23 protein-coding genes and 3 tRNA genes are annotated in these 20,114 nt (G+C 53.6%); 16 read left to right on the forward strand and 10 right to left on the reverse strand.

Going from position 1 to position 20,114, the window contains the following annotated elements; all coding sequences use genetic code 11:
* Positions 1-117: 117 nt before the first annotated feature.
* The 6 genes from ACOTW6_RS16740 to ACOTW6_RS16765 all read right to left on the reverse strand — a co-directional run bounded on the left by ACOTW6_RS16740 (position 118) and on the right by ACOTW6_RS16765 (position 4,530).
* Positions 118-279, reverse strand: coding sequence for a DUF1328 domain-containing protein (locus tag ACOTW6_RS16740; protein WP_003856556.1), 162 nt, complete (start codon positions 277-279; stop codon positions 118-120).
* Positions 280-404: 125 nt separating this feature from the next.
* Positions 405-1,022, reverse strand: coding sequence for a molecular chaperone OsmY (gene osmY, locus ACOTW6_RS16745; protein ID WP_047052524.1), 618 nt, complete (start codon positions 1,020-1,022; stop codon positions 405-407).
* Positions 1,023-1,325: 303 nt separating this feature from the next.
* Positions 1,326-2,915, reverse strand: coding sequence for a peptide chain release factor 3 (gene prfC, locus ACOTW6_RS16750; protein WP_006810210.1), 1,590 nt, complete (start codon positions 2,913-2,915; stop codon positions 1,326-1,328).
* 92 nt (positions 2,916-3,007) lie between these two features.
* A complete protein-coding gene (yjjG, locus tag ACOTW6_RS16755) occupies positions 3,008-3,685 on the reverse strand; it encodes a pyrimidine 5'-nucleotidase (protein WP_213789069.1) in 678 nt (225 codons plus the stop codon).
* Between the two features lie 19 nt (positions 3,686-3,704).
* Entirely contained in the window at positions 3,705-4,148 is a 444-nt protein-coding gene (rimI, locus tag ACOTW6_RS16760; RefSeq protein ID WP_213789070.1) for a ribosomal protein S18-alanine N-acetyltransferase, read from the reverse strand.
* The gene (locus ACOTW6_RS16765; RefSeq protein ID WP_063133592.1) at positions 4,117-4,530 is read right to left on the reverse strand and encodes a DNA polymerase III subunit psi; all 414 of its coding nucleotides are present in this window, start codon (positions 4,528-4,530) and stop codon (positions 4,117-4,119) included. Before ACOTW6_RS16765 ends, rimI begins: the two co-directional genes overlap by 32 nt.
* 102 nt (positions 4,531-4,632) lie before the next feature.
* On the opposite strand from ACOTW6_RS16765, the gene rsmC reads away from it, so the two are divergent.
* From rsmC to ACOTW6_RS16785, 4 genes are all read left to right on the forward strand, one after another.
* A complete protein-coding gene (rsmC, locus tag ACOTW6_RS16770) occupies positions 4,633-5,661 on the forward strand; it encodes a 16S rRNA (guanine(1207)-N(2))-methyltransferase RsmC (protein WP_096204482.1) in 1,029 nt (342 codons plus the stop codon).
* Positions 5,662-5,805: 144 nt separating this feature from the next.
* Positions 5,806-5,892 (forward strand) — tRNA-Leu (locus ACOTW6_RS16775).
* Between the two features lie 28 nt (positions 5,893-5,920).
* Positions 5,921-6,006 (forward strand) — tRNA-Leu (locus ACOTW6_RS16780).
* Positions 6,007-6,038: 32 nt separating this feature from the next.
* A tRNA-Leu gene (locus ACOTW6_RS16785) sits at positions 6,039-6,125 on the forward strand.
* A 42-nt stretch (positions 6,126-6,167) separates the two neighbouring features.
* Here the strand turns inward: ACOTW6_RS16785 and ACOTW6_RS16790 are convergent.
* Entirely contained in the window at positions 6,168-6,437 is a 270-nt protein-coding gene (locus ACOTW6_RS16790) for a DUF1435 domain-containing protein (RefSeq protein ID WP_047735121.1), read from the reverse strand.
* Between the two features lie 216 nt (positions 6,438-6,653).
* Between ACOTW6_RS16790 and ACOTW6_RS16795 the strand changes: the two genes are divergently transcribed.
* Complete coding sequence (locus tag ACOTW6_RS16795; protein WP_033486722.1) at positions 6,654-7,718, forward strand: GGDEF domain-containing protein; 1,065 nt, start codon at positions 6,654-6,656, stop codon at positions 7,716-7,718.
* 95 nt (positions 7,719-7,813) lie between these two features.
* Positions 7,814-8,602, forward strand: a complete 789-nt coding sequence (gene fhuF, locus ACOTW6_RS16800) for a siderophore-iron reductase FhuF (protein WP_047052527.1) — start codon at positions 7,814-7,816, stop codon at positions 8,600-8,602.
* 136 nt (positions 8,603-8,738) lie between these two features.
* On the opposite strand, the gene ACOTW6_RS16805 is transcribed toward fhuF, so the two are convergent.
* Entirely contained in the window at positions 8,739-10,085 is a 1,347-nt protein-coding gene (locus ACOTW6_RS16805; protein ID WP_047052528.1) for a PTS sugar transporter subunit IIC, read from the reverse strand.
* 328 nt (positions 10,086-10,413) lie between these two features.
* Between ACOTW6_RS16805 and ACOTW6_RS16810 the strand changes: the two genes are divergently transcribed.
* Positions 10,414-10,872: a YbaK/EbsC family protein gene (locus tag ACOTW6_RS16810; RefSeq protein WP_003856572.1), complete on the forward strand. Its 459-nt coding sequence runs from the start codon at positions 10,414-10,416 to the stop codon at positions 10,870-10,872.
* Positions 10,873-10,909: 37 nt separating this feature from the next.
* Here the strand turns inward: ACOTW6_RS16810 and bglJ are convergent, their stop codons facing one another.
* Entirely contained in the window at positions 10,910-11,545 is a 636-nt protein-coding gene (gene bglJ, locus ACOTW6_RS16815) for a DNA-binding transcriptional activator BglJ (RefSeq protein WP_213789093.1), read from the reverse strand.
* Positions 11,542-12,279, reverse strand: a complete 738-nt coding sequence (locus ACOTW6_RS16820) for a helix-turn-helix transcriptional regulator (protein ID WP_213789071.1) — start codon at positions 12,277-12,279, stop codon at positions 11,542-11,544. The genes bglJ and ACOTW6_RS16820 overlap by 4 nt, the downstream gene beginning before the upstream one ends.
* Positions 12,280-12,669: 390 nt before the next feature.
* Between ACOTW6_RS16820 and ACOTW6_RS16825 the strand changes: the two genes are divergently transcribed.
* The 9 genes from ACOTW6_RS16825 to ACOTW6_RS16865 all read left to right on the forward strand — a co-directional run bounded on the left by ACOTW6_RS16825 (position 12,670) and on the right by ACOTW6_RS16865 (position 19,963).
* Positions 12,670-13,446 (forward strand): threonine/serine ThrE exporter family protein, encoded by a 777-nt coding sequence (locus ACOTW6_RS16825; RefSeq protein WP_213789072.1) that lies wholly within the window; start codon positions 12,670-12,672, stop codon positions 13,444-13,446.
* A complete protein-coding gene (locus tag ACOTW6_RS16830) occupies positions 13,437-13,910 on the forward strand; it encodes a threonine/serine exporter (protein ID WP_032103059.1) in 474 nt (157 codons plus the stop codon). The genes ACOTW6_RS16825 and ACOTW6_RS16830 overlap by 10 nt, the downstream gene beginning before the upstream one ends.
* Before the next feature lie 44 nt (positions 13,911-13,954).
* The gene (locus tag ACOTW6_RS16835; protein ID WP_213789073.1) at positions 13,955-14,407 is read left to right on the forward strand and encodes a MarR family winged helix-turn-helix transcriptional regulator; all 453 of its coding nucleotides are present in this window, start codon (positions 13,955-13,957) and stop codon (positions 14,405-14,407) included.
* An 84-nt stretch (positions 14,408-14,491) separates the two neighbouring features.
* Complete coding sequence (locus ACOTW6_RS16840) at positions 14,492-14,920, forward strand: organic hydroperoxide resistance protein (RefSeq protein WP_003856578.1); 429 nt, start codon at positions 14,492-14,494, stop codon at positions 14,918-14,920.
* A 124-nt stretch (positions 14,921-15,044) separates the two neighbouring features.
* Positions 15,045-15,590 carry a primosomal protein DnaT gene (dnaT, locus tag ACOTW6_RS16845; RefSeq protein WP_062932402.1) on the forward strand — a complete coding sequence of 182 codons (546 nt, stop codon included), beginning with the start codon at positions 15,045-15,047 and terminating at the stop codon, positions 15,588-15,590.
* Entirely contained in the window at positions 15,587-16,324 is a 738-nt protein-coding gene (dnaC, locus tag ACOTW6_RS16850) for a DNA replication protein DnaC (RefSeq protein ID WP_003856580.1), read from the forward strand. The genes dnaT and dnaC overlap by 4 nt, the downstream gene beginning before the upstream one ends.
* Positions 16,325-16,408: 84 nt before the next feature.
* A complete protein-coding gene (locus ACOTW6_RS16855) occupies positions 16,409-16,891 on the forward strand; it encodes a DUF2501 domain-containing protein (protein ID WP_015572603.1) in 483 nt (160 codons plus the stop codon).
* A gap of 271 nt (positions 16,892-17,162) precedes the next feature.
* Positions 17,163-19,454 (forward strand): phosphatidylglycerol--membrane-oligosaccharide glycerophosphotransferase, encoded by a 2,292-nt coding sequence (gene opgB, locus ACOTW6_RS16860; RefSeq protein WP_213789074.1) that lies wholly within the window; start codon positions 17,163-17,165, stop codon positions 19,452-19,454.
* The gene (locus ACOTW6_RS16865; protein WP_032103061.1) at positions 19,454-19,963 is read left to right on the forward strand and encodes a GNAT family N-acetyltransferase; all 510 of its coding nucleotides are present in this window, start codon (positions 19,454-19,456) and stop codon (positions 19,961-19,963) included. Before opgB ends, ACOTW6_RS16865 begins: the two co-directional genes overlap by 1 nt.
* Positions 19,964-20,114 lie beyond the last annotated feature (151 nt).

Below are 20,114 nucleotides of genomic sequence, written 5' to 3' on the forward strand. Positions count from 1 at the left end.
CCTTCCTGTTTTCATTATTTTGATGAGACACAGTAACGCACTTCCCCGGTGGTTCTCAAACGAGAAAAAGCCAGTCACGAGGACTGGCTTGAGTTTGTTTAGTAAATATTGCGTTTGCTACGGGCGACGTCGACCCGTAAACAGGCTGACCAGGAACAGAATAATACCGACGACGAAGACAATTTTCGCTGCCCATGCCGCGGTACCCGCCAGTCCACCAAAGCCCAATGCGGCGGCAATTAACGCGATAACCAGAAATATAATGCCCCAACGAAACATAAGCCTCTCCTTTACCATAGTTAATGTCGGCCGCTAAACGTGAGCGCTCAGGTCACTCACCGGCTTTTCCAGAATCGTTTTTATTTCGCCCGCGGTTTTAAGCCAGACGGGCGAGTGGTACTGCTTTACTTCGTTTTCAGATCGTTTTTGACGCTTTTCACACCATCAATAGCTTTCGCAATTGACTCCGCACGATCGCTTTGTGCCTGATTCTCAACCGTACCGGACAGCTGGACCACACCATCGGTGGTTTCAACTTTCACCATACGGGATGGCACGATGTCGTCAGCTAACAGTTTAGCTTTGATTTCGCTGGTAGTTGCTGCATCTCCGGCATAGCCCTTCACCGACGATTCTTTGCTGTCACGTACGTGCAGTTTGTCGCTGACGGAGCTTACGCCCTCAACGCCTTTCGCCACTTTAACGGCCTCTTCAGCCTGGGTCTGGCTTTCAACGAAACCGCTCAGGGTGACAACCTTGTTGTCGGTTTTAACAGAAATATCGGTGCTCTTAATGGATTCGTGATCCACCAGTGCGGCTTTCACTTTTGCTGTGATTGAGCTGTCATCCATGAAATTACCGACTTTATTCATAGAGCTATCGATTTTTTCCCCTGCGGTATTGGCGGAACTTTGCGCTTTATCCATGGTGCTGGATTCCGCCAGAGCAGAACCGCTTACCAGGACACTACCCAACGTTACAGCCAGCAGAGTTTTAGAAATCTTCAGTCTTGTCATATTCATCGATTTATTCCTGTGTTTTGCCCGTTATTTGGGCGACATACTTCCCTAATCTTGGTTTTATATATTGCGAATTAACACCGGGGCAAAATGGAGAACCAATGGACATGCATTGAACAGTTAATTCATCCACGCCCGGTGCTAAACACTGAGTTAAATATAGATCACAATCAGAGGGGTGCATTCAGAATTGGGGAAAAAACGAACGAATAGCGAAAAATTGCGGTGAATTAAGAACATTCCGCAAGGGTTTAATAACACAGGAATTAAAGAAGAGCACGGCGGCTGCCGTGCTCTGAGAGGGAATTAATGCTCGCGCGTTTTGCGGAACTGAACATCAGGATAACGTTCCTGCGTCAGGTTCAGGTTAACCATAGTCGGGGCGATATAGGTCAGGTTATCGCCACCGTCCAGCGCCAGCTGAACTTCGTTCTTACGTTTAAATTCTTCGAATTTCTTCACGTCTGAACATTCAACCCAGCGGGCGGTCGCCACGTTCACCGATTCGTAAATCGCTTCCACGTTGTACTCGCTCTTAAGACGGGCAACCACCACGTCGAACTGGAGCACACCCACCGCGCCCACGATCAGATCGTTGTTGGCGATTGGGCGGAACACCTGTACCGCGCCCTCTTCGGAAAGCTGGACCAGGCCTTTCAGCAGCTGCTTCTGCTTCAGCGGATCGCGCAGGCGAATGCGGCGGAACAGTTCTGGCGCGAAGTTCGGGATACCGGTGAACTTCATCATCTCGCCCTGCGTGAAGGTATCGCCAATCTGAATGGTACCGTGGTTGTGTAAACCAATGATGTCACCCGGATAGGCCTCTTCTACATGCGAACGGTCGCCCGCCATGAAGGTCAGTGCGTCGGAGATCACTACGTCTTTACCGATACGGACCTGACGCAGCTTCATGCCCTTTTCGTACTTACCGGAAACCACGCGCATAAAGGCGACGCGGTCACGGTGTTTCGGGTCCATGTTGGCCTGAATTTTAAAGACGAAGCCGGAGAACTTCTCTTCCTTCGCTTCTACTTCGCGGGTGTCGGTTTTACGCGGCATCGGCTGCGGGGCCCACTCCACCAGACCGTCGAGCATATGGTCAACGCCGAAGTTGCCGAGTGCGGTACCGAAGAAGACCGGGGTAATTTCACCGCTCAGGAACAGCTCTCTGTCGAACTCATGCGACGCGCCTTTAACCAGCTCCAGCTCATCGCGCAGCTGGGCGGCCAGCTCTTCACCGACAGCGGCGTCCAGCTCCGGGTTGTCCAGACCTTTCACAATGCGGACTTCCTGAATGGTGTGGCCCTTACCGGTCTGGTACAGGTAGGTTTCGTCTTTATAAAGGTGGTAAACCCCTTTGAACAGCTTGCCGCAGCCAATCGGCCAGGTGATTGGCGCGCAGGCAATCTTCAGCTCGTTTTCCACTTCATCCATCAGCTCCATCGGGTCACGGATGTCACGGTCGAGTTTGTTCATAAAGGTGAGGATCGGCGTATCGCGCAGACGGGTGACTTCCATCAGCTTGCGGGTACGATCTTCAACACCTTTCGCGGCGTCGATCACCATCAGGCAGCAGTCCACCGCCGTCAGGGTACGGTAGGTATCTTCGGAGAAGTCTTCGTGGCCCGGGGTGTCCAGCAGGTTCACCAGGCAGTCGTGATAAGGGAACTGCATCACGGAGGTGGTAATCGAAATACCACGCTGCTTTTCCATCTCCATCCAGTCGGATTTCGCATGCTGGCTGGAGCCACGGCCTTTAACGGTACCCGCGGTCTGGATCGCCTGTCCGAACAGCAACACCTTCTCGGTGATGGTCGTTTTACCGGCATCCGGGTGCGAGATAATGGCAAAAGTGCGGCGTTTGGCCACCTCTTGCAGATAAGGAGACAACGTCATAATCAATTCTTCTTAGGTAAGCGCGGCAGCAGGCCGCGCATCATGGAATACGAAAAATGCGGCTATTTTACCCATCAACAGGGGGCAGGCAATCATTGTTTACACAGGAGCTGCTCCAGTTCGTTCAATGACGTTACGGTCCAGGTCGGCTCGATGCCTTCCGGCAGCGTGCGGCCATGCGCATTCAGCCAGACGGTCGACAGGCTCGATCTCATACCTCCCAGAATATCAGATTCTGCCGTATCCCCCACCATCAGCACGCGATCGCGGTCAGGATTGCCGGCTTGCGCCAGCGCATAATCGAAAATACGCGGATCCGGCTTCGGTACGCCCACCTCTTCGGAGATCACCAGCGCGTCGAAATGATCGCGCAGGCCGGTGCGTTCAAGGCGGATCTGCTGAAGCGCGGTAAAGCCGTTGGTGATGATCCCAAGCTTCACCTTCCCTTTCAGCGAATCCAGCAGAGAAACGGCGCCGGGCAGCGGCGCGCAGATATCCGCCATGGCATTCAGGAAGGCCTCGTTCAGCACCCCAGGACTGACGTTTAACCGTTCAGCCCACACGTCAAAACGCTGATGCTGAAGCTGTAACGCGGTGATGGCTCCGTTCTGGTAATCCACCCACAGCGGTTTGTTCACCGCCTGATAGTCCTGAAAATCTTCCGCGGTGAACGTCACGCTATAGTCGAGAAACATCCGCTGTAGGCCGCCGAACGAGTCAAACGTAAACAGCGTTTCGTCGGCATCAAAGAAAATCCAGTCCCATTTCATCGTTACAACCTTATTTTCGTTATCCAATCGGCAGAGCCATGATAATGGCGTCTTCACGTCCCTCTGCGGTGGGGTAGTAGTTACGGCGGATAGTCGCCTCGTTGAAGCCTAAGCTTTCATAGAGCGCGATGGCGGCGACATTCGACGCGCGCACCTCCAGCCACAGGGTGAAAACGTCACGGGTTTCCAGCTCACGAATGAGGTGCTCAAGCAGTTCCCTGCCCAGCCCGCGGCGCTGGTAAGCGGGATCGACCGCAATATTAAACAGCGTCGCCTCGTCCAGAACGACCTGCGTGATGGCGAATGCAGCCATCGCACCGTCAACGTCCAGGCGGAGATTTAAATAGCGTTCGCCCTGATTGCTGGCAAACGTCTTTTCGCTCCACGGAAAAGCATTGGCGCGGGTTTCAATCGCGAACGCGGTGGTCAGGTCAGACGTCGTGAGGGAAGAAATCGTGTTCATATTCGCAAATTTGTTGCCATAGCGCGCTGCGCGCTTTTGGGTTGGCTTTCAGTTCGTCCAGCGCTGGCGAACTGATCTGGCTTCCTTCAAGAGGTAGCTCGTCCACTGCCCCGATTCGCCAGCTGTTACAGCGGCTGTCTGGGGGAAGCATCGCGACGCTTTCGGGCGCCAGCTGTAATACCTGATCGTGGGTCACCTTCAGGCTGCGAAGGACATCCTCAATCAGGGGCTCGTTCAGGGCAGGCGGCGCTTCTGCCACCATCACCAGGCGGACATGCGCAGGGATGGAGATGGCTATTTCGCCCCGCAACGCCGTCGGGCGACGCAAAGCCCACTGGGTAATGCCCAGCTGCTGCAACTGCCAGTCTCGTCGGGATGTCATAGCGAAAACTCCTGTCTCTCAGGCGCGCAAATATAGCAAATGTGTCGAAACTGCGCCATCTACCTACTATAATCCCCGCCTGAGTTTATTGAGGAACAATTCATGTCTGCATTTACCCCGGCAAGTGAAGTCTTGCTGCGTCACAGTGATGATTTCGAAGAAAGCCGTATTCTGTTTGCCGGAGATATGCAGGATGACCTGCCCGCGCGTTTCGACTGTGCTGAAAGCCGTGCCCACACCCAGTACTATCACCACTGGCAGGTGCTGAGCCGCCAGATGGGCGAGCGCGCGCGCTTTAGCCTGGCGGCGGAGCAGAGCGATATTGCTGACTGCGATACGCTCATTTACTACTGGCCGAAAAACAAGCCAGAAGCCCAGTTCCAGCTGATGAACCTGCTTTCTCTGCTGCCGGTCGGCTGCGATATTTTTGTTGTCGGTGAGAACCGCAGCGGGGTGCGTAGCGCAGAGCAGATGCTCGAAGCCTGGGCGCCGCTGACGAAAATCGACAGCGCCCGTCGCTGCGGCCTGTACCATGGTCGTCTGGAAAAACAGACCACCTTTGATGCCGACACCTTCTGGGACGAGTACCAGCTTGATGGCCTGACCATTAAAACCCTGCCGGGCGTGTTCAGCCGTGACGCGCTCGATACGGGCAGCAAGCTGCTGCTGTCCACCCTGACGCCTCACACCAAGGGCAAGGTGCTGGACGTCGGCTGTGGCGCGGGCGTGCTGTCAACGGTTCTTGCCAGCCACTCACCAAAAGTGCGTTTAACCCTGTGTGACGTGAGCGCCCCGGCGGTAGAAGCCAGCCGCGCCACGCTTGCGGCGAATGGCATTGAAGGCGACGTGTTTGCCAGCAACGTCTTCTCCGACGTGACCGGTCGCTTTGACATGATCATCTCTAACCCGCCGTTCCATGACGGAATGGAGACCAGCCTTGAAGCGGCGCAAACGCTGATCCGTGGCGCAACCCGTCACCTCAACAGCGGCGGTGAGCTGCGTATCGTGGCGAACGCCTTCCTCGCGTACCCGAAAGTGCTAGATGAAACCTTTGGCTTCCACGAAGTGATCGCCCAGACGGGCCGCTTTAAGGTCTATCGCACCGTGATGACGCGCCAGGCGAAAAAGTAATCCCCCGGTCCGGCGATGGCTGACGCTGCCATCGCCCATTTTTGCAGCAATCAAAACAACGTGCGCAATTTTCTGTTGACGTAAAGCTGAAAACATCTAGAATGCGCCTCCGTGGTTACGATACTTTTACAGTGTCGATGGTATGCGAAGGTGGCGGAATTGGTAGACGCGCTAGCTTCAGGTGTTAGTGTCCTTACGGACGTGGGGGTTCAAGTCCCCCCCCTCGCACCATAAATCACGTTGATATTGCTCGCACTGGGCGAAGGTGGCGGAATTGGTAGACGCGCTAGCTTCAGGTGTTAGTGTCCTTAGGATGTGGGGGTTCGAGTCCCCCCCCTCGCACCAACGAGGCGATATCAAACCAGTAAGATGACTGTGCGAAGGTGGCGGAATTGGTAGACGCGCTAGCTTCAGGTGTTAGTGTCCTTACGGACGTGGGGGTTCAAGTCCCCCCCCTCGCACCAATTATCTTACATCCCCTCAGCAGTGCCTCTTCTTTTTCCCTTTTATTTCAAACTCATCATAATCACCAGCAGTCCACTGATTAGCGCCACGCATGATGGCAGCAGCACGTAATGCCGTAACTGTTTGTGCCAGATCATCGCGGATGTCACCAGCAAGCCTGAAACAATCATTGCTTTCCAGACGTCAATGGGGAGATCGGCAAACATCAGCCCACCGATAATGGAACCAGGCAGTAATATCCCCCACCCACTTCCCAGCGCTTTGCTCAACATGGTTTCACCTCTCGCACTGATAATGATAACCAATATCATATGATAGTAATTATCACTTGTCAGCATGCGAGGTAAGAAATTGCGCCAGCAATTGCTTTCCCATAATGACAGAGAATGTGTAAGGTGATAAATTGCCCACCTGTTAACTTCCGATAAAGTTTTTCTGATAATAAAAATTCAATTTTGTAGCGACCAATATTACATAACAACACCTTGCTCATTGTTTTAATTGAGTTTTAATAAAAACGCACGCATATGACATCACAATCCTGGCTGTCTTTAGTCAACAAGAAATATCAGCTATCTTTACGTTTGTTTTTATTTCTGAACGCCGCATCAGCATTGTTCTCGGTAACAAACCCTCTCTATTCCGTGCGCGTGTTATCAGTCCCGCTGTTTGCCGTACTGACTATCAGCACAGGCTTACTTATCTGGCACTGGAAAAACAGCACGAGAAAAATAAATATCCCTGTTGTTTCAGCTATTTTTGGGCTTTTATGGGCCTGGCAGATCGTCTCTAAATTTCTGTTAATCACGCACGATCACGCGACCTATTTAATGATGGCGCTATTAACAGTGCTTTTTATAGGGTCTCTGGCGTTCGCGAGTAATATTAAAGCCTTTACGTTACATTCATTTCCCGCTTTTATATCCTGCCTGTGGCTTAGCCCGTCCGAAAACTGGCTGAGAATGGCCTATTTTTTCGCGCTGCCGGTGGTCGCCATTGGTATTCATCATGTACTTCAGCGGCGCAATGACCGTTTCGCCCAGGAGCTGCTTTCCGAACTGCTGGAGGAGCGTGAAACCCTGACCGATCTCAGCATGATGGACCCGCTCACCGGCCTGTATAACCGTCGCGGGCTGCAAAGCCGGCTGGAGAATCTTCCCAGGCCTGACGCTGGCGAGCACTTCGTGCTGCTGATGGATATCGACCACTTCAAAGCCTACAACGACCATTACGGCCATATGATGGGCGATCAGGCCTTGATCAGGGTCTCGGCTGCGATCCGCGACGCCGTGCGCTCACGCGATGTTGTCGCCCGGTTTGGCGGGGAAGAATTTATGGTGCTGTTGAGTAATATCCCGCTGGAGCAGGCACGCCAGACGGCAGAACGCATACGTCAGAAGGTATACGATCTTAAAATCCCCCATATGTTTAACGAAAGCGTCGCCACTAACGTGACCATTAGCATCGGCATCGCCATGTTCGAGGGAGAAGACGTTGAAGGCGCGCTGGCGAAAGCCGATAAAGCCCTCTATGAAGCCAAGCATATGGGACGCAACAGCATTCTGCTGAGCGACGAGCTACATACCGCCTGAAACCGCCTTCACAGCGCCAGGATAAAACGCTTGCGCTCGGTTTTATCTATAGTTAGGATTGGCAATCATTATCATTTAGATTTGTAATCCACACTATGGCGACTCGTACCGCACACATCGTTGAGCCCCTGCTCTGGCGAGCTCCACTTTCCGCCGGGGAAACGACGCTTGCGGATGCCATTCGGGAAAAAATTGCCGTAACGCGCGCCCATCTGCTGGATTTCATCAAACTGGATGAAGCGCCTCCGCATCATGCTCAGACGCTGACTGAGTGGCAACGCCCTGCCGAGCTGCGGTCACTGCTGGCAACCTATTCCGACCATATTTATCGTAACCAACCGACGCTGACGCGGGAAAACAAACCGCTGTTATCCCTCTGGGCACAGTGGTATATCGGACTGATGGTGCCGCCTGTCATGCTGGCCCTGTTGACCCAGGAAACGATGCTCGATCTCTCGTCGGAACATTTCCACGTTGAATTTCATGAGACCGGCCGCGCTGCCTGTTTCTGGATTGATGTACACGAAGATCCGAGCGCGAGGCACCTGTCAGCGCAGGCGCGTATGGAACGGCTGATTACAAGAGCGCTGGTTCCGGTCATTGATGCGCTGGAAGCGACGGGAGAGATTAACGGCAAACTGATCTGGAGTAATACCGGGTATCTTATCCACTGGTATTTAACGGAGATGAAGCCGCTGCTCGGCGACGAGAAAGTGGATGCGCTGCGTCAGAGCTGTTTCTTTGCCAGACAGCTGTCGGATGGACGGGATAACCCTCTTTACCGCACCGTGGTTCCGCGTGAGGGACTTCTGGTGCGTCGTACCTGCTGTCAGCGCTACCGTTTGCCGGATGTCCAGCAGTGCGGCGATTGCACGCTTAAGTAGTCTGGCCCCCTCTCCCACAGGGCTAATGCCTGCACAGGAGGCCCACCTCTTCCTTGAGGGAGAGGGCTGGGGTGAGGGGGAACATACGGCTCTGGTGGTCATTAAACGGCAACTCGCGTTGCCGTTTTGCTTTTACCTAAGCGACCTGCTGATTTTCCTCTTCCTCATTACGCTGTGCTTCTTCCGCTTCCTGCTGAAGCAACTGTTTCTCGTACACCTTAAAGAACGGGAAATAGATAATGGCGGAAACGCAGGCCAAAACCAGCACCAGAATGGCTGCACGGAAATCCCAGCCCAGCGCCCAGGCGGCACCAACCGGAGCCGGTGCCGTCCACGGCACAACGGAAATCACGCGGCCAATCAGATCAAACTTCATCGCTGCCCATGCCAGCACGGCATTAACCATCGGCGCCAGCAGGAAAGGAATAAAGAACACCGGGTTCATCACAATCGGCGTACCGAAAATCACCGGTTCATTGATATTGAAAATGCTTGGCACCACGCTCAGGCGTCCAATGGAGCGCAGGTGCGCGGAGCGGCTACGCAGATAGCAGAACACCAGCCCCATCGTCGCCCCCGATCCGCCGATAACGATAAAGAACGTCCAGAAGGCTTCCATAAAGATGTGTGGCAAAGGCTGGCTCGCCGCTAGCGCGGTCTGGTTCGCCCCCAGGTTTGTCAGCCAGAACATTTGCAGCATCCCGGAGACAATCGCCGCGCCGTGGATCCCGGCAAACCACAGCAGGTGGCCAATCAGCACCGCCAGCAGGATCGCAGGCAGCGAGTCAGCCGCAGAGACCAGCGGTTTGAATATCGACATGATGGCCTGTGGGATCAGCATACCGAACTGCGACTGGATCAGCAGGCTCAGCGGGTATAGCGTGAGCACCACTACCAGCACCGGGATCAGCAGGTCAAACGAGTTTTTGATCATCGGAGGAACCTGGTCTGGAAGGCGGATCCCGATATTGTGTGCTTTCAGGAAACGCATCATCTCAACGCAATAGATCGCCACCAGAATCGCGGTGAAAATACCGGTCCCTCCCAGGCTATCGACCGGCAAAGCGCCTTTGGTTTTAGGGGCGGCGACCAGCAGGAACGCCATCAGCGATAGCATCGCGCACATGAACGGATCCAGCTGATGGGTTTTAACGTAATGTTTGCCGAGGTTGTAGGCGATAGCCGCACAGATATAAAGGGACATCACCCCCATTGTCATATCAAACGGCGTCAGAATTTGACCTTCAAACTGCTTCGCCATATCCAGCCAGGCGCGAGCAAAACCCCAGGTGGTATCAGGCGAAAAAGGCGGGTAAGCGAATACTAATAAAAACGAGCCCACAATCATAAATGGCATCGCTGAGATAAACCCGTCACGAATAGCCATAACGTGACGCTGGGAAGAGATGCGCCCGGCAATAGGGCTGACATAATTTTCAACGAAGCGGAAAATCAGATTAAATGCAGCGTGGTTGGCAGACATAGCAGATCTCCTGTCAGACGTTCGTTTTGGACGCTCTCACGTCACACGTTGTTCCATACATCAGCGTCACAACCTTGCCGGATCGTGTACCTGCGGTACTGCTCAAACGGAATGGTTTCATAATTAGCTCTTATTATTAGATACAGGGGAAGTTACACACTTAGTATTAATCTCTGCATCACGCTCTGCAACCGGTTACTGTAACCGGTTTCTGTGAATGTGAAGGCGATCCAGAAATCGCCCCTGACGGATATTTGTTACTTAAGGGATATTTACAGCGACTAAATTCTTATGACAGATTACGCAGGATATTTGTCAGGAGGAATCAATGAGTTTGCAGTCTGTACAACAGTTTTTTGCCGAACACGCTCCGGATATAGAGATCATTGAGCTTAACCAAAGCACAGCGACTGTTGCCCTTGCTGCTGCCGCGCACAACGTTGAACCCGGCCAGATTGCCAAAACGCTATCACTGAAAATTAAAAATGACGTGATTCTGGTGGTTGCAAAAGGTGATGCGCGTCTGGATAACAAAAAGCTCAAAGAGACATTCGGCGCAAAAGCCCGCATGCTCAGCAGCGATGAGGTGGTCACCCTGACAGGTCATCCTGTTGGCGGCGTCTGCCCTTTCGGACTGGAAAATCCGCTCTCTGTTTACTGTGACATCACATTAAAACAATACGCGGAAGTGTTACCCGCAGCGGGTGCCATCCACAGTGCGGTGCGTATTTCGCCCGACAGAATGGCAGAACTGACCGCAGCAAAATGGGTGGATGTTTGCATTTGAACGGTGCGCCAGAAGAACGCTGGCGCACCCTTTAACGCTAAGAGAAAGAAGGAACGGTGAGAGCGGAACGACGAACTTCCCGGGCAGGGAGATGCGCCAGGATATCCGCCGCATCCAGTAATCCCACGTCAGAATTGACGCCCAGCTTTACCATGGCGTTAAACTTATGCGCCCGGATAGTTTTAATATTACGTTCAAGCTGCGCCGCAATTTCAGGGATTGAAAAACCCGATGACATATAACGCAGAATCGCCCTTTCGGTTGGGCTTAACATACGATTCTGGCTCACACACCAGTGATTGTACATGTTGTCATTCACCTGATGCGTTTCGCTGAGTAATGTCTCCAGCCCTTCCATTAGCTGCTTTAGCGGAACCGATTTGCTGATTATCCCATGCAAACGAGAAGGCGAAAGATGGCTGACCAGTCTCGCCTCCATTTCGTCAGAGGCCAGCACGATACGCTGGACGTCGCTGTGGGAGTAAGTGAGATCCCGTAAGCAGGCCAGACAGTTTCTCCGCTCTTCACGCTCATCAGACAATGAATAGATAACCGCATAAAAGGAGATATCCGAGAGCGCCGTTTTGAAGCTGTCGAATCTGCTAAACAGATGCACCTGATAATGGCTCAGGGCGGGCATCGCAAAGAGATGCTTCAGCCCCACAGCGCTCATTGAGCAGCTTTCGATGACGGCGATATGTCTTGTTGCAGTGGTCTTTTCCATTCCTCAAACTCTCCATAAGCCGACATTAAACTGAGTTCTCGCATTCCCTGGTTACTGCTTATCCACGCGTACATATCGGCATTACTGCGAAGTGATAAGCGACGCATTGCACTGTTTTTCTGTGCACTGATCGTTTTATTACTTTTATTCAGCAGCGTGGCAATTTGGTTGATTCCCCAACCTTTACCGAGTAAACGCAGCACCTTACGTTCAGAGTGGGTGAGCGCAATCATTTGCTCACTCTCCTCTTCAATATCGGGCGTTTCCGGTATTAATAACGTCTGGCTTATTCGCTCGGCACGTTCACTGCCCGCGCGAATAGCGTTAATAACGCCTTCAATGGGTTCCATATCTGAAAGCAGCGTGCTTTCCGGACGCATAAGAAGCTCTACTGCAAGCGGATAAAGGGGACGCGAGACAAGGAAAATCCAGTGAATATCCCGATACTGATTCATTAATCCATAATACTGCTCAAGCGTGCCGCGAGGATTACGATACTCCCCCGAAATATCGGCAATAACGACCCCGGCGCGACGCAACTGTAGTAGCGTCAACTCCTGCATCGAACGGCAGTACGTTATCTCAAAATCGGGAAAATGACGCGACATGACGCCACCTAACCCATTTTGCATAACCGGTACTCTACTGATCACCACTCCGTGTTTACCATTCAATGGCAACATAGACCCTCCCTGTCTTGAATTCATTATTTAAGAACGAACTAACCCTACGAGGTTAAACACGTTTGCATCCTTAAGTACAAAACGGCTTAATACTCGCAAACCAGAAGAAATGTCACATGGGTTAAGAAACGCCCAATACAGGCTTAATATCGCATAAAGACCACAAAAATTTAATTCAGGTTGCGTGAAAAGAACGAAAATATGAAATTAGAATTACTTAATATATTGTTTTTATAAATCCCCATCTCATATTCATTTAATAAATAAAAATGCGGCTTTTCGCCATGCTGGTCACGCGAACTGATCGCACAAATGTTGATCTGGCCCAGCGCAAAGGGCCCTGCACTTTGTGTTAAAAGTAAGCAATCTCTCTACTCTTCAGGGCGTTTCATGCAGGCAGATCGGTCTACGCAACGTGCTACCACGCGGCTATGTATTCAGTGCGGGCTTTTTCTTTTACAACACGGGGCAGAAAGCGCCCTCGTGGAAGAACTTTCCACACGCCTTGGGCTGGCGCTGGGGATGGACAGCGTTGAGAGCTCCATCTCGTCAAATGCCATTGTGCTGACCACCATTAAAGACGGACAGTGCCTGACCTCCACCCGTAAAAATCATGACCGCGGCATTAACATGCACGTCGTGACGGAAGTGCAGCACATCGTGATCCTTGCTGAACACAAGCTGCTCGATCTGCGGGAGATAGAGAAACGCTTCAACCAGATCAAACCTCTCCGGTATCCACGCTGGCTGGTTGTGCTGATGGTGGGACTCTCCTGCGCCTGCTTCTGCAAGCTCAACACGGGCGGCTGGGACGGCGCTGTCGTGACCTTCTTTGCCAGCAGCATCGCGATGTATGTCCGCCAGCTGTTGACGCACAGGCAACTGCATCCGCAAATTAACTTCTGCATCACGGCGTTCGTGGCGACAACCGTATCCGGCCTGCTTTTGCGCCAGCCTTACTTCGCCAGCACGCCTACTGTTGCGATGGCCGCCAGCGTATTGCTGCTGGTGCCGGGTTTTCCCTTAATCAATGCCGTCGCTGATATGTTCAAAGGCCACATCAACACCGGTCTGGCGCGCTGGGCGATAGCCAGCCTGCTGACGCTGGCAACCTGTATCGGGGTGGTAATGGCCATGACACTCTGGGGGTTACGCGGATGGGCGTGATGGATTTTCTGCTCGCACTGGCGCAGGACATGCTCCTGGCAGCCCTTCCCGCCGTTGGCTTTGCGATGGTGTTTAACGTCCCGCAGCGTGCATTACCTTGGTGTGCGCTGCTGGGTGCCATTGGCCACGGCTCACGTATGATCATGATGACCGCGGGCTTTAATATCGAATGGTCGACGTTTATCGCCTCCATGCTGGTCGGCAGCATCGGTATTCAGTGGTCCCGCTGGTATCTGGCGCACCCGAAAGTGTTCACCGTGGCGGCAGTCATTCCTATGTTCCCGGGCATTTCAGCCTATACGGCGATGATCTCCGCCGTCAAAATCAGCCACTTTGGCTACAGCGAACCGCAGATGATCCTGCTTCTGAGCAACTTCCTTAAAGCCTCGTCGATTGTGGGCGCGCTCTCCATCGGCCTGTCGATCCCCGGCTTATGGCTTTACCGCAAACGTCCACGGGTATAATAAAATCGCTTGCAATTGTATCGTGCACTATCTATATTCATTTCATGGACGCAAAAACGAACGACACCACCAACGCGCTTCTGCTGGATAACCAGCTCTGTTTTGCCCTCTATTCGGCAAATCTGGCGCTTAACAAGCTGTACCGGCAACTGCTGGCGCCGCTTAACCTGACCTACCCGCAATACCTGGTGATGCTGGTGCTGTGGGAGCAGGATGATATTACGGTGTCAGACATTGGCGAGCGGCTGTTCCTGGATTCCGCCACGCTGACTCCCCTGCTGAAACGCCTGGAAAGCGCAGGATTGATCTTCCGCCAGCGCTCCCGTCAGGATGAGCGTCAGGTCGCCGTCACCCTGAGCGACGCGGGTCGGGCGCTGCAACAGCAGGCCGTGACGATACCCCATGCCGTGGGTTGTGCAGCGCAGTGTGATACCGACACCATGCTGGCGCTCAAGCAACAGCTCGAACTTTTGCGCCAACAGCTGCATTGCGCGTAAGGCTATACTTTACGCGTCTGATTTTAACTTAATACATCGTGCGCTATTTAATAGCGCATATAAACGTAAGGTGAGGAACCTGCCATGTCTTTAGAAAAAGTTGTCTACACTGCCAAAGCCAAAGCAACCGGAGGCCGTGATGGCCGCGCAACGTCTTCCGATGGCGTTCTGGATGTCAAACTGGGTGTGCCAAAAGAGATGGGCGGCATGGGGGGTGAAGTAACCAACCCTGAACAGCTGTTCGCTGCGGGCTACTCCGCCTGCTTCCTGGGCGCAATGAAATTCGTTGCGGCACGCGACAAATTCGCTCTGCCAAAAGACGCCTTTATTGAAGGCGAAGTGGGGATTGGCCCGCTGCCAACCGGTTTTGGTATCGAAGCGAAGCTGAACATCCACGTTGAAGGGATGGACGCAGCGGAAGCCAAAAAACTGGTGGATGCAGCGCATATCGTCTGTCCGTACTCTAACGCGACGCGCGGCAATATCGACGTGACGCTGAACATCATCGCGTAAACAGCCCTTGTGATTTTAGCCCCGGTAAGCGTAACGCCGCCGGGGAAATCCTCTCCTTTCCTCTCCTCTCTCTGTGCTACCATAACCCTCAATCACGCCCGTAGTAATCAGTTGAGAAAGTGTTATGTCCTCCAGAATCCTGACCACCAGCATTGCTGGCATCGATGCCTTTATGCGCGATCCTCGCGGTGTGTTGACGCACGCCGAAGGCGGCACGCTCGCGGTATTTGCCGACAACGCCCCGGCGTTTTATGCAGTCACGCCGGAACGTCTGGCGCAGCTTCTGGACATTGAAGCGAAGCTGTCGCGCCCGGCGAGCGATGTCATGCTGGATAATCAGTTTTTTGACGAACCCACCAGCGCTCCGGTGGCCGTTCCAATGGGGAAATTTCCCATGTACGCCGGTTGGCAGCCGGACGCCGATTTTCAGCGGCAGGCGGCCTTATGGGGAATAGCCCTCTCGCAGCCCGCGACGCCGGAAGAGCTGGCGGCCTTTACCGCTTACTGGCAGGCTGAAGGAAAAATCTTCCACCATGTTCAGTGGCAGCAAAAGTTCGCGCGCAGTCTGCAAATTAACCGCGCCAGCAACAACGGCCAGCCAAAGCGTGATATCAATGCCTTTTCAGAACCGGACAAAAAAATCCCTGATGGATTCCGAGGTGCGAAATGAAAAACGTCGGCGACCTGATGAAACGTTTGCAGAAGATGATGCCCGCCAACGTGAAGCCCGCCTTCACCACCGGTGAAGAGCTGCTGGCATGGCAAAAAGAGCAGGGTAAAATTCGCGCGGCGGCCCTCGCCCGCGAAAACCGCGCGATGAAAATGCAGCGCACCTTTAACCGCTCGGGCATTCGCCCTCTGCACCAGAACTGCTCTTTCGAGAATTATAAGGTCGAGTCACAGGGGCAGATGAACGCCCTTAACCAGGCGCGCCAGTACGTGGATGAATTTGACGGCAACATTGCCAGCTTCATCTTTAGCGGAAAACCCGGCACGGGGAAAAATCACCTTGCGGCCGCTATCTGCAATGAGCTGCTGCTGCGCGGGAAGTCAGTGCTGATTATCACCGTGGCCGATATTATGTCCGCCATGAAGGACACCTTCAGCAACCGCGAAACCAGCGAAGAACAGCTGCTGAATGATTTGAGTAACGTGGATTTGCTGGTCATCGACGAGATCGGCGTCCAGACGGAGTCCCGCTACGAAAAAGTGATCATCAACCAGATTGTCGATCGCCGTTCGTCGTCAAAACGCCCAACCGGTATGCTGACGAACCACAATATCGACGAGATGACCCGACTTCTTGGCGAGCGGGTGATGGATCGCATGAAGCTGGGTAACAGCTTGTACGTCATCTTCGACTGGGACAGCTACCGCAGCCGCGTCACCGGCAAAGAGTATTAAGATATTTCCAGGGAGCGCCGGAAGAGCAGAGGTATATACTGAACCCACTTTTGGCCCAAAACGGACCTTGTTGAGTAAATCATTATGAAAAAACAGTTTCTTATCAGCATCCTTACTGGCGCCCTGCTGGTGACTGGCGCAGCGCAGGCCGCATCATGGCAGGAGTCGCTCTCCAGCGCAGCAAGTGAGTTAACCAAAGAGAGCGGCACTTCCCAGGGCGGGCTGTCAGCCTCGTCCCTCACCGGCCTGCTGAGTAACAGCTCCCAAAGCCTGAGCGCCGGAACGATGAATAACGCGGCGGGCATTCTGGAATACTGCGCGAAGCAGAAACTGGCTTCCGTCACCGATACCGAAAACATCAAAAACCAGGTGCTGGGTAAACTTGGTCTGGACACCCAGGAGCAGAAAGCGGACACCAACTATATGGACGGTATTCAGGGCCTGCTGAACGCGCAAAATGGCCAGCAGCTGAACCTCAGCACCCTTGGAAATTCATCTCTGGCGAAACAGGTGAAAACGAAAGCCTGCGATCTGGTGCTGAAACAAGGCGTTAATTTCCTCTCCTGATCGCCTCCCATTTTCTGCCACAACACGCCGGGTTTATTACGTTAGTCTTACACCGCGGCGTGAAGTGCGTTTTTTTACCCCCAGCCACCACCTCAGCCTCCGTATGCCACGATGCGACGGTATTCAAAAATCCGATTTTATAAACCAAATCCTAACAACAGCACACTTTCGTGACACTAAAATTGCAGCTAAGTGATATCGCAATTACATTGTATTACCCAAAAAATAAGCATTTAGCCGGCTAAGCGTCCGGCATGATGAGGATCTGCTGTTGTCAGAGTTAATGTCCCTTGTCCTTTTCCTGGCTTCCATCGGCGTTTATGCCTGGAAAGCCGGTCGTCACACCTGGTGGTTTGTGGCCACCCTGGTGGTGCTCGGCATTTTTATTGTTTTGAACATTACGTTATATGCCAGCGATTACTTTACCGGCGACGGTATTAACGACGCGGTGCTCTACACGTTGACCAACAGCCTGACCGGCGCTGGTGTGGGTAAGTACATCCTTCCGGGCCTGGGGCTGGTGGTCGCCCTGGTGGGTATCTTCGCCGCGCTGGCCTGGGTTCTGCGCCGTCGCCGTCACCGTCCGCATCATCATGGCTACAGCCTGCTGGCGCTGTGCCTGGCGCTGGCCTCCGTGGATGCCAGCCCGGCATTCCATCAAATTACCGAGCTGGTAAAATCCCAGTCGCGCGATGGCGACCCGGACTTTGCGGCCTATTACAAAGAACCCTCGAAGAAGATCGACAATCCCAGACTCAACCTGGTCTATATCTACGGCGAAAGTCTGGAACGCACCTATTTTGATAACGATGCTTTCCCGAACCTGACGCCAGAGCTTGGCGCGCTGAAAAACCAGGGCCTCGACTTCAGCCACACCATGCAACTGCCCGGCACGGATTACACCATCGCCGGGATGGTGGCCTCCCAGTGCGGCATTCCGCTGTTCGCTCCGTTTGAAGGCAACGCCTCCGCCTCGATGTCGAGCTTCTTCCCGCAGAACATTTGCCTTGGCGATATCCTGAAAAACTCGGGCTATGAAAACTACTTTATGCAGGGTGCAAACCTGCGCTTTGCCGGGAAAGATGTGTTCCTGAAATCCCACGGTTTCGATCACCTGTATGGTTCCGAAGAGCTGAAAACCACGGTGGCCGATCCGGCTTACCGCAACGACTGGGGCTTTTACGACGATACCGTTCTGGATGAAACCTGGAAGAAATTCGAGGAGCTTTCCCGCGCCGGTAAACGCTTCTCGCTGTTTGCGTTGACCGTTGACACGCATCATCCGGATGGTTTCGTCTCACGCACCTGTAAACGTCAGGGCTACGACATTGACGGTAAAAACAACAAGTCGTTCAGCGCCGTGACCTGTAGCCAGGAGCATATCGCGGCGTTAATCGAGAAAATCAAAGCGTCGCCGTATTTCAAAAATACGGTCATTGTCGTCTCATCTGACCATCTGGCGATGAAAAACAGCGCCTGGGATGAGCTGAATAAGCTTGATCGCAGCAACCTGTTCTTTGTGCTGCGCGGCGATAAACCGCAGCAGGAGATCATTGCCGCTAAACGTAACTCGATGGATAACGGCGCTACCGTGCTGGATATTCTGGGTGGTGATAACTTCATTGGCCTGGGCCGCAGTACGCTTTCGGGTCAGTCCCTGTCGGAAATCTTCCTCAACATGAAGGAAAAAATCCTCGCCTGGAAACCGGATATCATTCGTCTGTGGAACTTCCCGAAAGAGATAAAAGATTTCACCATCGATCAGGATAAAAAAATGATCGCGTTCTCCGGCAGCCATTTCCGCCTGCCACTGCTGCTGCGCGTGTCGGATAACCGCGTCGAGCCGCTGCCGGAAAGTGAATACTCCGCGCCACTGCGCTTCCAGCTGGCGGAATTTGCCCCGCGCGATAATTTCGTCTGGGTCGACAAATGCTACAAAATGGGCCAGCTCTGGTCGCAACAGCTGTCGCTGTCCACCGACTGGTGCGTCTCTCAGGGGCAACTCGGCGGCGAGCAGACCGTGCAACACGTTGACAAACCGCAGTGGCAGGGAAAAACCGGGTTTAAAGATACGGTTATTGATACCGCACGCTATCAGCGCAACGTAGACCTGCTGAAAATCGTCGACAACGACATTCGTTATAAAACAGACAGCTTCATCTTTAATGTTGCCGGCGCGCCGGAAGAGGTGAAGCAGTTCAGCGGTATTTCACGGCCGGAATCCTGGGGGCGCTGGTCTAACGCGCAGTTGGGCGATGAGGTGAAAATTGAGTATACCCATCCGCTGCCGGAGAAATTCGATCTGGTGATCACCGCCAGGGCATTTGGTCCCAACGCAAACCGTCCTATACCGGTGCGCGTCGGTGATAAAGAACAGACGCTGACGCTGAGCAATGACGTCACCACCAGCACGCTGCACTTCGATAACCCAACGCGCAGCAATACGCTGGTCATTGTGCCACCCGATCCGCAGTCCACTAACGAAGGGAATATTCTCGGTCACGCTCCGCGCAAGCTGGGGATCGGCATGGTGGAGATTAAAATTGTGAGCAGCGCTGGCTGATGACGGCGTTCACCCTTCGCCCGACGCGCATCGACGATGTCGCTGCCCTGCCCGCCATCGAACGCGCAGCGGGGCAGCGGTTTCGCGACGTTCCTGAGCTGGCCTGGCTGGCAGACAATGAGGTTATTTCCGTTGAAGATCACCTCGGTTACGCCGGACGCGGATTAAGCTGGCTGGCGCTGGCTGACGACAGGCCCGTGGGTTTTATTCTCGCCGAAGCTCATCCATCGTCGCTGTTTATTGTGGAACTGTCGGTTCACCTGGACTGGCAGGGACGAGGTCTTGGACGCCAGTTAATCGCCCGTGCCGCCGCGCATGCCCGCAGTCTGGGGCTGAACTCGCTGACGTTAACGACGTTTCGTGATGTCCCGTGGAATGCGCCCTTCTACAGGCGATTAGGGTTTGAAATGATGACGACGCTGACGCCGGAACTGCGCCAGAAACGCGAGGAAGAGACGGCGCACGGTTTAGCGTATGGTTCCCGCTGCGCCATGCGCCTGCCTCTGTAAAATCGCCCGGTGGCGCTGCGCTTACCGGGCCTACAAAACCCAATTCCGAAGGACAAGTCAGACGCAGCCGCCCCCGACAAAACCCACAATCCGTAGGCCGGGTAAGGCGAAGCTGCCACCCGGCGCAACGCACATCCCTCAGGCCGGGTCA

Source organism: Enterobacter cloacae complex sp. IR5403 (assembly GCF_049238705.1).
Classification (GTDB): Bacteria; Pseudomonadota; Gammaproteobacteria; order Enterobacterales; family Enterobacteriaceae; genus Enterobacter; species Enterobacter hormaechei_C.

Coding starts and splice junctions, on each gene's coding strand:
- ACOTW6_RS16740 (WP_003856556.1), bottom strand. CDS start 279: ATGTTTCGTTGGGGCATTATATTTCTGGTTATCGCGTTAATTGCCGCC.
- osmY (WP_047052524.1), bottom strand. CDS start 1,022: ATGAATATGACAAGACTGAAGATTTCTAAAACTCTGCTGGCTGTAACG.
- prfC (WP_006810210.1), bottom strand. CDS start 2,915: ATGACGTTGTCTCCTTATCTGCAAGAGGTGGCCAAACGCCGCACTTTT.
- yjjG (WP_213789069.1), bottom strand. CDS start 3,685: ATGAAATGGGACTGGATTTTCTTTGATGCCGACGAAACGCTGTTTACG.
- rimI (WP_213789070.1), bottom strand. CDS start 4,148: ATGAACACGATTTCTTCCCTCACGACGTCTGACCTGACCACCGCGTTC.
- ACOTW6_RS16765 (WP_063133592.1), bottom strand. CDS start 4,530: ATGACATCCCGACGAGACTGGCAGTTGCAGCAGCTGGGCATTACCCAG.
- rsmC (WP_096204482.1), top strand. CDS start 4,633: ATGTCTGCATTTACCCCGGCAAGTGAAGTCTTGCTGCGTCACAGTGAT.
- ACOTW6_RS16790 (WP_047735121.1), bottom strand. CDS start 6,437: ATGATATTGGTTATCATTATCAGTGCGAGAGGTGAAACCATGTTGAGC.
- ACOTW6_RS16795 (WP_033486722.1), top strand. CDS start 6,654: ATGACATCACAATCCTGGCTGTCTTTAGTCAACAAGAAATATCAGCTA.
- fhuF (WP_047052527.1), top strand. CDS start 7,814: ATGGCGACTCGTACCGCACACATCGTTGAGCCCCTGCTCTGGCGAGCT.
- ACOTW6_RS16805 (WP_047052528.1), bottom strand. CDS start 10,085: ATGTCTGCCAACCACGCTGCATTTAATCTGATTTTCCGCTTCGTTGAA.
- ACOTW6_RS16810 (WP_003856572.1), top strand. CDS start 10,414: ATGAGTTTGCAGTCTGTACAACAGTTTTTTGCCGAACACGCTCCGGAT.
- bglJ (WP_213789093.1), bottom strand. CDS start 11,545: ATGAGCGCTGTGGGGCTGAAGCATCTCTTTGCGATGCCCGCCCTGAGC.
- ACOTW6_RS16820 (WP_213789071.1), bottom strand. CDS start 12,279: ATGTTGCCATTGAATGGTAAACACGGAGTGGTGATCAGTAGAGTACCG.
- ACOTW6_RS16825 (WP_213789072.1), top strand. CDS start 12,670: ATGCAGGCAGATCGGTCTACGCAACGTGCTACCACGCGGCTATGTATT.
- ACOTW6_RS16830 (WP_032103059.1), top strand. CDS start 13,437: ATGGGCGTGATGGATTTTCTGCTCGCACTGGCGCAGGACATGCTCCTG.
- ACOTW6_RS16835 (WP_213789073.1), top strand. CDS start 13,955: ATGGACGCAAAAACGAACGACACCACCAACGCGCTTCTGCTGGATAAC.
- ACOTW6_RS16840 (WP_003856578.1), top strand. CDS start 14,492: ATGTCTTTAGAAAAAGTTGTCTACACTGCCAAAGCCAAAGCAACCGGA.
- dnaT (WP_062932402.1), top strand. CDS start 15,045: ATGTCCTCCAGAATCCTGACCACCAGCATTGCTGGCATCGATGCCTTT.
- dnaC (WP_003856580.1), top strand. CDS start 15,587: ATGAAAAACGTCGGCGACCTGATGAAACGTTTGCAGAAGATGATGCCC.
- ACOTW6_RS16855 (WP_015572603.1), top strand. CDS start 16,409: ATGAAAAAACAGTTTCTTATCAGCATCCTTACTGGCGCCCTGCTGGTG.
- ACOTW6_RS16865 (WP_032103061.1), top strand. CDS start 19,454: ATGACGGCGTTCACCCTTCGCCCGACGCGCATCGACGATGTCGCTGCC.